11 protein-coding genes and 1 tRNA gene are annotated in these 11534 nt (G+C 40.6%); 5 read left to right on the forward strand and 7 right to left on the reverse strand.

The window, feature by feature from the left end:
- The first annotated feature begins 5 nt into the window (after positions 1–5).
- Both JWQ85_RS19970 and JWQ85_RS19975 read left to right on the forward strand, forming a co-directional pair.
- The gene (locus tag JWQ85_RS19970) at positions 6–119 is read left to right on the forward strand and encodes a hypothetical protein (protein WP_299471202.1); all 114 of its coding nucleotides are present in this window, start codon (positions 6–8) and stop codon (positions 117–119) included.
- Between the two features lie 51 nt (positions 120–170).
- Entirely contained in the window at positions 171–896 is a 726-nt protein-coding gene (locus JWQ85_RS19975; RefSeq protein WP_299471137.1) for an SDR family oxidoreductase, read from the forward strand.
- Between the two features lie 112 nt (positions 897–1008).
- On the opposite strand, the gene JWQ85_RS19980 is transcribed toward JWQ85_RS19975, so the two are convergent.
- From JWQ85_RS19980 to pfkA, 4 genes are all read right to left on the reverse strand, one after another.
- Positions 1009–1887: a polyphosphate kinase 2 family protein gene (locus JWQ85_RS19980; RefSeq protein WP_299471139.1), complete on the reverse strand. Its 879-nt coding sequence runs from the start codon at positions 1885–1887 to the stop codon at positions 1009–1011.
- A gap of 337 nt (positions 1888–2224) precedes the next feature.
- Positions 2225–3220 (reverse strand): type I glyceraldehyde-3-phosphate dehydrogenase, encoded by a 996-nt coding sequence (gene gap / locus JWQ85_RS19985; RefSeq protein ID WP_256539204.1) that lies wholly within the window; start codon positions 3218–3220, stop codon positions 2225–2227.
- A gap of 6 nt (positions 3221–3226) precedes the next feature.
- Positions 3227–4075 carry a hypothetical protein gene (locus JWQ85_RS19990; protein ID WP_299471142.1) on the reverse strand — a complete coding sequence of 283 codons (849 nt, stop codon included), beginning with the start codon at positions 4073–4075 and terminating at the stop codon, positions 3227–3229.
- The gene (gene pfkA / locus JWQ85_RS19995; protein WP_299471144.1) at positions 4076–5062 is read right to left on the reverse strand and encodes a 6-phosphofructokinase; all 987 of its coding nucleotides are present in this window, start codon (positions 5060–5062) and stop codon (positions 4076–4078) included. It lies immediately after the preceding gene.
- A 130-nt stretch (positions 5063–5192) separates the two neighbouring features.
- Between pfkA and JWQ85_RS20000 the strand changes: the two genes are divergently transcribed.
- Entirely contained in the window at positions 5193–5888 is a 696-nt protein-coding gene (locus JWQ85_RS20000) for an NUDIX domain-containing protein (protein WP_299471146.1), read from the forward strand.
- Between the two features lie 121 nt (positions 5889–6009).
- On the opposite strand, the gene JWQ85_RS20005 is transcribed toward JWQ85_RS20000, so the two are convergent.
- Positions 6010–6870 (reverse strand): N-acetylglucosamine kinase, encoded by an 861-nt coding sequence (locus JWQ85_RS20005; protein WP_299471148.1) that lies wholly within the window; start codon positions 6868–6870, stop codon positions 6010–6012.
- 503 nt (positions 6871–7373) lie between these two features.
- Here JWQ85_RS20005 and JWQ85_RS20010 point away from each other — a divergent pair.
- A tRNA-Arg gene (locus JWQ85_RS20010) sits at positions 7374–7447 on the forward strand.
- Positions 7448–7768: 321 nt separating this feature from the next.
- Here the strand turns inward: JWQ85_RS20010 and JWQ85_RS20015 are convergent.
- Both JWQ85_RS20015 and JWQ85_RS20020 read right to left on the reverse strand, forming a co-directional pair.
- Positions 7769–10234: a hypothetical protein gene (locus tag JWQ85_RS20015; protein WP_299471150.1), complete on the reverse strand. Its 2466-nt coding sequence runs from the start codon at positions 10232–10234 to the stop codon at positions 7769–7771.
- A 658-nt stretch (positions 10235–10892) separates the two neighbouring features.
- Entirely contained in the window at positions 10893–11054 is a 162-nt protein-coding gene (locus JWQ85_RS20020; RefSeq protein WP_299471152.1) for a hypothetical protein, read from the reverse strand.
- Between the two features lie 128 nt (positions 11055–11182).
- On the opposite strand from JWQ85_RS20020, the gene JWQ85_RS20025 reads away from it, so the two are divergent.
- Complete coding sequence (locus JWQ85_RS20025; protein ID WP_299471154.1) at positions 11183–11524, forward strand: hypothetical protein; 342 nt, start codon at positions 11183–11185, stop codon at positions 11522–11524.
- Positions 11525–11534 lie beyond the last annotated feature (10 nt).

Genomic DNA, 11534 nt, shown 5'->3' on the forward strand with positions numbered 1-11534 from the left:
AACAAATAGCCGATGAACTGGGCTTTGAGGATGCGGCTTACTTTAACCGCTTCTTTAAACGTGTCACCGAGAGTACTCCAATAGCATTTCGACAGCAAATCCGTGAAATGTACAGTTAATGCCCTGCTATGTGCAGTGGTATTGTATTTGCAGCGCTGTAGTTTTGCTTTATGGAAAAACAGACCGTATTAATAACCGGTGCCAATAAAGGTATTGGCCTGGAAACCGCCCGCCAACTGGCACATGCAGGCTATCATATCTACTTAGGTTGCCGCGATAAGGAAAGGGGCGATAAAGCTGTGTCGCTACTGCACAGCGAAGGTTTAAAAGATGTTGAGCTTGTACTAATAGATGTAACCAGCGAGCAATCTGTACAACAAGCTTATGATGAGCTGGCTAAACGTATCGATTATTTAGATGTGCTGATCAACAACGCAGGTATTCCCGGTGATTTCCCTCAGCCTGCCACTAACACACCTGATAAAACCTTTAAAGATGTTTTTGAAGTGAACGTGTTTAGCGTAGCACGTGTAGTAAGGATATTTGTACCGCTGATGCAAAATGCACCAAACCCCAGGATAGTAAATGTAACATCAGACCTTGGCTCGCTTACTTTACATAGCGACCCTACCTGGAGACACTACGACGTTAAAACCGCGGCTTATGGCCCTTCTAAAAGCGCTTTGAATAATTATACCATTGCTTTAGCTTACGAATTGAAAGATAAGTTTAAAGTAAATATGGTAAACCCGGGTTATACCAAAACCGAGTTTAATAATAACCAGGGCTATAAAACGGTAGAAGAAGGCGCAGCACCCATTGTAGAAAACGCCATGATTGATAAAGATGGCCCAACAGGGAAGTACTTTAGTGATTATGGGATTACTCCCTGGTAAGGTAGTTTGTCATCCTGAGCTTGTCGAAGGATTTATACGCGAGGCAGACTCGCTAATGGTTCGACAAGCTCACCATGACATCCTTTAAATCTTCCGTGCTATGCGATAAAGATTATTCCTCTTCCAAAATCCTTTTCGTTTCTTCCAACTTATCCATCTCTTCCTTCGGCAACACAGGGTATTCCAGCTTCATATCTTTTAAGGTTTGCACAATAATGGTTGAAATGGCTATCCGGGTAAACCATTTCTTATCTGCAGGTACAACATACCATGGGCTATTGTCAGTGCTGGTTTCTTTTATAGCTGTTTCATAAGCGTTCATGTAATCATTCCACAATGCCCTTTCTTTAATATCACCAGGGGCAAATTTCCAATTCTTTTCAGGGTCGGCAATACGTTTCAAAAAACGTTCTTTCTGCTCGTTTTTTGACAGGTTAAGGAAGAATTTGATAATAACCGTTCCATTTGCGCTCAAGTGTTTTTCAAAGTTGCGGATGCTCTCGTAACGCTGTTTCCAAAACTTTTTGCCAATGTCTTTCACTTCGGTAATGCCGGGGATATTCTCTTTTAAGATAAATTCAGGGTGTATCCTGGTAATCAGCACATTTTCGTAATGCGACCGGTTATGAATGCCAATGCGGCCGCGTTCGGGTAGTGCTTTGTAGTGCCGCCATAAAAAGTCGTGCTCGTAATCTTCAGATGTTGGCTGTTTAAAACTAAATACCTGGCAGCCTTGTGGGTTTAATCCCGACATGGTATGTGCTATGGCGCTGTCCTTACCCGCCGCATCCATCGCCTGAAAAATGATCAGCAATGAGCGGCTATTGGCTGCATATAATTCCGTTTGTAGTTTGGCGGTTTCTTTAATAAGGTCGGCCAGTATCTCTTCAGCGTTTTCTTTTTGATAACCAGCAGTCTCATAGGTATCAAATTTATCTAACGAGAAATTTTTGGTGTTGGTGATCTTAAAATGGTTGATAATATCTTTCATAGGCAGTATAATAAGTGCGAAAGAGGGGAGAATGTTTTGGGGGATAGAAGGCTACTACTATAATATACCGTGTGGCGGTGTCCTCACTGCCACTTTTTGTTTTAAAACTCATCCATGTAATGCGTTAACCAATTAAATTTTTATCATCTAATTCATAAAATAGACGAATATAATAATTTTGACAAAAGTGTATCGCTTGGCATATTGGCGGTGGGGACACCGCCAATTGGGGAAGGTTGTTAAATTAGTGGTGAGGATACCGCCAATTGGGGGAAAGGGGATTAAACAAAAAGCCCCGCGATAAATCGCAGGGCTTTAATATTAGGGTTAGCTAAACTTAAAGTTTGCCAATTTCCTGAACAAGGTCAATCAATTTGTTTGAGTAACCCCACTCGTTATCGTACCAAGATACAACCTTAACAAAGTTGTCGTTTAGCGCGATACCTGCTTTTGCATCAAAAATTGATGTGCGTGCATCACCTTTAAAATCTTCAGATACAACCTCATCTTCGGTGTAACCTAAAATGCCTTTAAGTTCGCCTTCTGAGGCTTCTTTCATAGCGGCTTTAATACCTTCGTATGAAGTTGGAGTTTTTAAACGTACAACTAAGTCAACAACAGAAACGTCGGCAACCGGAACACGGAACGACATACCGGTTAATTTGCCTTTTAACTGAGGAAGAACTAAACCAACCGCTTTAGCAGCACCTGTTGATGAAGGGATGATGTTCTGGTAAGCACCACGGCCACCTCTCCAGTCTTTTGCAGACGGGCCATCAACTGTTTTTTGAGTAGCTGTTACCGCGTGTACAGTAGTCATTAAACCTTCTTCGATACCAAATTTATCATCCAATACCTTAGCAATAGGCGCTAAACAATTGGTGGTACATGAAGCGTTTGAAACTATAGTTTGTTCTGCTTTAAGCAGCTTGTGATTTACACCCATTACAAATGTAGGGGTATCATCCTTTGCAGGAGCGCTCATAACCACTTTTTTAGCGCCGGCATCAATATGTTTTTGTGCAGTGTCTAAGGTTAAGAATAAACCTGTAGACTCAATAATAACTTCTGCACCTACTTCATTCCATTTAAGGTTTGCAGGGTCTTTTTCAGCAGTTACACGGATGGTTTTACCGTTAACTACCAAATGGCCACCTTCTACAGCGATAGTGCCTTTGAACTGGCCGTGAGTTGAATCATATTTTAACATGTAAGCCATGTAGTCAGGCTCAACTAAATCGTTGATACCTACAACTTCAACATCTGGTCTTTCAATTGCGGCCCTAAATGCTAAGCGACCGATACGGCCGAAGCCGTTGATTCCTATTTTCATGATTTTCTAATTTTTGTTTGAATAATACGTCAATAAATGGTTTATGGGTTCTTTTATAATATCTGCTATCTTAATTTCGGTACCCTGTGCAGCCTCATACAGGTATTCCTGAAAATTGGCTGCTACCGTGCCCGCAAAGTGTACTGATGCTTCCGGGTGCTGTTTATGCAGAGGTACCAGGTAAGTATCTATCAGTTTGCTAAAGCCGGTTGTGATAATGTTTTTAAGATAGGCGTCTTGTTTGTTCTCCAGGTAAAAATCGCTGAACGAGCTAAGAAACAACGCCGGTTGTTTTTGACGATAAACCTTTTCCAGCAATGTTTTACGATCGGCATCATACCGCTGTATAAACTTTTTGCGAATGTTTGCCGGAAGCGTTTCGTTCATAAAGCCTTTTATGAGTTGCCTGCCCAGCCAATTGCCAGATCCCTCGTCTGCTAATATATAGCCCAAGCCGTAATTGTTTGGTTTTACCTTTTTTCCATCGTACCAGGCAGCATTTGATCCGCTTCCGCAAATGCTTACAATACCCGGCATGTTACGGCAACAAGCAATTGCGGCAGCATCAATATCATGCGCTATGCTTATTTTAGCAAATTTAAAAAATGTGGCAAAAGCATTATATACAACCTGCTTAAGCTCGTCTGACGACGCACCGGCACCAAAAAAATAAATTCGTTTTATCCCTTCGGCGTGGTGGATAAGATTAATGTTTTTGTTGAACAGTTGTACGATGTATTTTTCATCGTTAAAATAGGGATTAATGGCATTGGTATTGAACGAGGCAATCGTTCGTCCCTTATCGGCTAATCGCCAGCCGGCATTGTTAGATCCACTATAAACAACTGCAATCATTTAAATTGATAATATATCTGCCATCTGCATCAGGTCTTCTTCAAGTTTAAACTGATGCTGGGTTAGCGCCTCTTCAAGGCTCGTTAATTTTATGTGATTAGCTTCAAGCCCAACCATCATTTGTGTGTCGCCATTTATCATGGCATTAACAGCGGCGTATCCTAAACGGCTGCCCAAAATCCTGTCAAATGCAGACGGGCTACCGCCACGTTGCAAGTGGCCTAATATAGTAACTTTTATATCGTAAAACTTAACCTCTTTTCTAACAACCTCGGCAAGGTCATAAGCGCCACCGCTCTTATCCCCCTCGGCAACAATTACAATGCTCGATGATTTTTTATTGTATTGGCCCGCTTTAAGGTTTTCTATCAGGTTATCAATAGCGGTGTCACGTTCTGGTAGCAGAATAGCTTCGGCGCCGCAGGATATACCCGCGCGCAGGGCAATAGCACCCGAATCGCGGCCCATCACCTCGATAAAGAATAAGCGGTCGTGCGCATCGGCAGTATCGCGTATTTTATCAATGGCCTCAATCACAGTATTGGTAGCGGTATCAAATCCTAAAGTATAGGTAGAGCCATAAAGGTCATTATCAATAGTGCCGGGTACGCCTATTACAGCTATATCCGGATATTTTCTTGAAAAACGTAACGCACCGGTAAAAGTACCATCACCACCAATAACCACAATACCATCAATGCCGGCAGCTTTAAGATTCTGGTAGGCCAGTTCCATTCCTTCCTCTGTACGGAAGGGCAGGCACCTGGCAGTTTTTAAAATGGTACCACCAAGATTTAAAATATTACTTACCGAGCGGGTGTTCATCTCGTACATGTTATTGTCGATAAGCCCCTGGTAACCCTGGCGAACACCTGCAACCTGCAGGCCATTATAGATAGCGGTACGTACTACAGCTCTTATACATGGGTTCATGCCGGGGGCATCACCACCTGAAGTAAGAACTGCTATTTTTGAAATTTTATGCATCTTTACACAAGTAAATTTGTAGCTGCGAATATACTGTGTCAAATTTACACCATTAAATTTATTTATATTATTTTTACATTAAAAATTAAGGATATATATTTAGACACAATTAACCTAACAGATCAATCCCTTGGAAGTAAAGTTACCTACATTTAACTCAGTTTTTTCTATAGACTGTGTCATATTTGGTTTTGAGGCCGGAGAACTTAAAATATTACTTATAGAACGTAATGAGGAGCCTTTTAAGGATTGGCTTGCCTTACCGGGATATATTGTTGAACAGGATGAGAGCATTGATGATGCTGCCGAGCGTATTTTATATGAGCTTACCGGCCTGCGCGACCTGCACATGCAGCAGTTTCACACCTTTGGTGAAGTTGACCGACACCCGCAGGGGCGCGTAATAACCGTTGCTTACTATGCGTTGATACGCATTAACGGCCAAAAGGAAGTGAAGCCGATAACGCAGTATGCTAAAAACGCGTTCTGGCATCCGGTAAATGATCTGCCTAAACTGGCATTTGATCACACCGAAATATTTGAAACCGGCTTTAACAAGATCCGCCGCAGGCTAAACTATCAGCCTATAGCTTTTGAGTTACTACCAGAGAAGTTTACGCTTACACAATTACAATCGTTATACGAAGCGGTGCTGAACAAAAAGCTGGATAAACGTAACTTCCGCAAAAAAATGCTGAGTTATGGCTTTTTGAAAGAGCTGGACGAAAAGCAAAAAGGTGTATCATACCGTGCAGCCAAGCTTTACAAGTTTGATCGCCGCAAATACACCAAGATCTTCCAGAATGATCTGAATTTGGATAAGTAGTTTGCAGTAGGCGGTTTGCAGTTGGCAGCCTGCTACTTAAAATATATAAACAAGAAAGCCGGTAAGTTACTTACCGGCTTTCTTTATGGTTTGCTAACTGCAAACTAACAACTGCCAACTATTAAAGCTGGCTTGGCGCTAATTCTAAGTGGTATTTAACCAGGTTATCTATAGGCGAGCGGATGATGTTACCAACGGTCATGCCGTTTTCAGTACAAACCTCTTCCAATACGTTACGGAAGTTATAACCTACAGATCCTATACAGTTAAAAGTATATTTTTGATAATCGGGGTAGTGTGTAACCAGGTTGCGGAAAAAGTCTTCAAAAGAAGTACGCACCAGGTTGCGTGAATATTCAATGTTTACAATGTTATCATAAACAAACTTGCTGAAGCTTGCGCAAAAGCGGTTAGCTCTTGGCTGGGTATAAACAATTTCGTTTATATCATCAGGCGTAAGCTTAAAGGTTTCCCAAAAGTTTTTGCGTACAGCCTCTGGCATGTAGCCGCGTAAATAATCAACCAGTAATTTTTTACCAATATGGCAACCGCTACCTTCATCGCCCAGTATGTAAGCGCCCGAATCAATGTTGTTAATAACCTCGCGGCCATTGTATAAACATGTATTGGTGCCGGTACCTAAAATGGCTGCAAAGCCTTCGTTGTTACCCAATAGGGCACGTGCTGCAGCAAGCAGATCGTGGCCAATATAAATTTTCGATTTTGTAAAAACTGCCTGCATGGCATCCTCAACAACCTTTCGCATTTCAGGAGTTGAACAGCCGGCGCCGTAATAATTAACTTCTGTAATGTTACCCTTCTCCAAATCGGTAGGCAGGCTTTCCTTTAACGATTGAATGATGTAATCAGTGCTTGAAAAATAAGGATTATAGCCTTCAGTGTTAAAATACACCTTTTTACCATCTTCGGTAACTAAACACCAGTTTGTTTTGGTGGAGCCACCGTCAGCAATTATGATCATAAAATAAGTTTTTAAAAAAAAATTGGGTTAAAAGTATGATTAACTTATTGTAAAAAAAACACTTCTTAGTTTTAAAAAGTAAAAAAGCAATATTTAGCAAGCCAAAACCACGTTTTTATATATAGATTTCAACTTTTTTACCCTAAAATAAAATTTAGCTAAAAAGTGTAATTAATAAGTTATTCAATAAAATAATATCTGTCTGTTGTACATATAAGGCACTATTTAAATTGTTAGCGCCGGTTTATAATTAGATACAATTATATGTAATATTTTAACAAAAATTTATTGATGGTGTTTTTTGTAGCACTAAATATATTTACGGGCAATAAAACCTGTTTAAAAACTGCAATTACAATCAATCATTGGCGACCGGCCGATAGCTTATCAGCTTTAATAATTAAGATCTTTTAAGGGTAAAAAAACGTAATTTCAGTTTAATACGATAGCTGTTGCCTATTTCATCCAAAATTCGCATATTTGCACCGCGAAAAAATCGCGATGGTCCCATAGCTCAGCTGGATAGAGCAACTGATTTCTAATCAGTAGGTCTCAGGTTCGAATCCTGATGGGATCACCCAGGAAGCCCTTCTAAGCAATTAGAGGGGCTTTTTTTGTTTTTGTTATTAGATTTATTGTCGGTTTGATGAAAAGAGTTCCCATGTCCGCTATCCCAGCGTCCTACTTGAGCACATGTTTAAGTAATATGTTATATACTAAGAAAGTTATAATTTTCGGGGTTATAACGCTAATTAGGCTTTTTAACCACATGTCTCGTTATCGATACCTTTGTAATTGCCTCAATTTCTATACCTATCTTACCTGATTAATTAAGAAAAGAGGCTGCCCCATTGGAAACACCCTCTTTATATGGCGGATAGTTTACATAAGTACTTAGTTAGGAAATTTTGGCAACCACGGTACCGGCGTTAATAGTTGAGATATCAACACCATCAGGGCCAACTATTAATTCCATATTACACCCTTCATTTGACTGTAAGATATTTACATCGTTTAGCTTGTATTTTTCGGGGACGGTTATTTTTTCATTTGGTGATGCACCTTTAAAATCCGCTATAACCAGTGTGTCATTCCCCCTTTTTACAACAAAACCAAAAAGCGTATTGGCGTTGGTTAATGGCAATTGTTTAAACCAGGTATAAGTGCCCCGCCAGGTGCGAAATTCGCCGGCGCAGATACGGGCATCACTGATCAAACGGAAATAAGTTTTGTTTTTGTCAGTAGTAAAGGCCAGGCTATCAGTGGCAGTTACGAAAGCATTGGTAGAGCATTTAGACCCCAACCCCAATGTTTTATCCAAAAACATAGATTGACAGATGCTTTTATCTGCGTTACATAATATTATTTTCTCAACGTTGGGGTAAGCAAGTCTTGCACCCGATTTCACATTTGCGACCTTGTCGGTTACATCGGGCAGTGCAGAATGAGAAAAATATATTTTATCCTGCCATAGCTGACCAACACTCTGCATACCGTAGTACGTTGTTATATGGGTTGCAATTGGAAAGTCATGTCTTAAAAAAATATCTATGTTACCGTTCTTTACTTTGTATGTGACCTTTTCAATTACATTGACATCTTTAACGACCGCGCTTAAGGTGTTTGGATTGTAGATCTCATTAACAACATTAATGACAAGTTCATCTGCAAAAAAATTATCACCGTCTAATATTTCGTAACCATCAGCGAAAAAGGAGAAAGAATTGTTTTTGGCTGTAGTAATGCCGCTCTCGTCCTGCAGGTGACCACCTCCAACAAATACACCATCTATCTGAATAGGCCCGATATAATCAGATGAGTCACTGACCAATATGGTTGTGGTCGACCTATCGGCGGTTAATAGTGGTGTTTTAGTAGCATTTGCCGTGAGCCCCACACTGTTAAATGTCATCAGGTTGTTAAGCATTGACAGGGCAAACTTTATAATGATATCATTGGCATCATCCCATTTAGCACCAATATATAATACATCTCCAACCCGCTTGTAAGAGTTTTTAGTCTGCTTCAATTGTATTGGGTTGGATGCCGCCAAAAATTGTTCATAATTAACAGCATCGCCGGCTGCGGTAGCAGGTAAAACACCTGTAACCTTTGCACCGATAAACAGATTGCTGAAAACGTATGCTCCGGCAGAAAGCTGCATGGTCACATTTGTGCCGGTGATATAAGTAAAGTTTAAAGGGATATTAGTCCAGTCAATTGTAATTTTGGCTGTGTTTCCTGTATAGGTAAATGTGTATTCTTTTAGGCCAACGTCGCCGGCGGTTGACGCAAATTGATAGAATGCAACGATAACCCCGTCCTGATCCTGTATCCGAAAATAGATATCATTAACTCCGGTTGTAAGCTTATAAGCCATCCGGGCTAAATAGTATGTTTTGGCAGGTACTATACCAGGCCCCGCTAAAGCAATCTTTTTAACAGCGGCTTTAATAAGCAACTCATTCGCGGTGTTTGCCCCAGCATAAACTGCCCAGGGATTCACTATACCAACTGCCGCTATTTTATCATTTAATACTTTACCCTGTTTGGCCGATAACACTTCTGTTGGGTTGATAGATGTTAGATCGTCTTTTATGGCGGGTAAATAGCTTGCGAAATCGAAGGGGATATTATCTGTAGCATGTACCATGTATGTAAACCTTTCAAATGCTGTAGCGACACCTCCGGCTTCAAACTGCCAGGTGGGCCATTTTGATACCTGAACTGATGACCGGAAATAGGCAGCATTGACCGGGCTAACAACATTATAGTTTGCAACACCTGTTGAAGTTTCTCCGCTTATAAATGCATGGTTGCTATCATACCAGCAGAAATGAGTTTTATAACTCATGGTATAAGATGTTGAACCGATAACAGGTATTGGTGCGGTTACATTATACGAAGCATTCGCGTTCGGTAAACTTGTAACATAGTTAATTAAACTGCCAAGCACAACACCTGGGTCAGCAAGATTAAACAGGTTCTTTTTGGGTAGAACAAACGATGTTTTACCTGGTGTAACAGAGCCGGCTGCAACGGTAGTAGTAGGAAGCGTTGGTACAGAATATGACGGGATCCAGTATGTTCCATTGGAATAAAGCCTCCCGTTCATGATCACTTCATTGTCGGCTGGTTCCGGTATAACTATGGGGTTTCCTGATTGGTCGAGGAAATTCTCGTAGGTCCCGCTCTGAGTGAATGAATAGGATTTGCCCGCAACCAATTCGGAAGGAATGGTTGTTGGCAAAGCCGGGCCAAGATCGCCACTGGCAATTGCCGGCAACAGGGCCATTATTTCATCGCGGTTAAAAGTTAATCCCTTTAAGTAGAAATACTCTTCAAGTTCGGTTAGTGTGTACATAATTTAAATGTTGTTTATGATTGTTAAGATTTATTAATTTAAGTTTTTAGATGTGGTGACGATGAGGATCGGGGTACTGCCGATCCCCACGGAAAACCTGTTTAGCCAGGTGTGTCTCTATCCGTATCATTGCCCACTATGCGCTATTTGGCACACAGCGCAGAATAATCGCTGGGTACCTTAAGAGCAATCTTTTTTTACTGAATGTAATTACAGGAAGGGTTTGCTGTAGAGTTAGAGTAATATGCGAAAGTGCCACGGATAGCCCTTAAAATATAGGACAGAAACAAGCGGTTGAGGCAGCCAGTGGGCAGGGAGCAGTTACCATGGGTGCTTCCAAGGTAAAAGGAATAGTGCCATTCAACTTTCTCATATGATGGGTACAAAGTTAGGGAGCTAAAGTTACTTTAGTGGTGACAATAAATTGTCAGTATAAGCGAGATAGATAATCTATAGTAAAAAATATTGGTTATACTACTGCCTTCATCGTCTGTTGTTATTGGATATTAACTAAGTCATCGTCTTGATGAGGACGCTATAAAAGACCCTCTATGCAATTTAGATATGCTTTTTTTTAAAAAAAATATTACTTGCGACTTCTTCAACCGGCGCGGATATGCGGCCCGGGATAAAGCTGGGCGTACTCATGACTCTTGTACTATTTATTTTCTTCAGGCGGGACTTCATCCGGTAATTCATCAGGGTTTTCCTGAGGCACCTCGGGTATTTTGGGGTCAATAGGTTGCTCTATTTCGGGTTTGTCTTTTTTTACAGGCATTTCCTCCGGTTCGTTGGGTATGGTCTGGTGCTTTTTGCTCATGCCTAAATAACATAGCGGCTAATCAGATTGTTTTTTATGCATTAATTGAGCTGCTTCAAGCAGGAAGGTATCATCTTTAAGCAAACATTAAGTTTTCTGTTTTGTAATAATTAGTATTATCTTAAGGCATGAAAAAACTACTATTTCTTTTCATCTTATCTTCTGCTTTTGCGTTTAAAGCATCGGCACAAACCTTTAATGCCGAAGAGTTTAAAAGCAATCTGGGTAAAACCAAAACCCTTTGTGATGTAGTATCTTCTGTAAAGATCTTCAGTGATACACTTACCCTAATAAATATGGGTGGTAATTATCCAAACCAAAAGTATATTATAGCCGTAAAAGGAAATAAAATAACGCTGGATTGGGCTAATTTAAAAGGGAAGAATATGTGCGTTACCGGTGTGTTCGAAATGCACAAAAATCGTCCTGAAATTGTGGCGGCACAACCCGACCAGATAGTATTTAAATAACAAAAGGATA

This window comes from Mucilaginibacter sp. (genome assembly GCF_028288105.1).
Lineage (GTDB): Bacteria > Bacteroidota > Bacteroidia > Sphingobacteriales > Sphingobacteriaceae > Mucilaginibacter.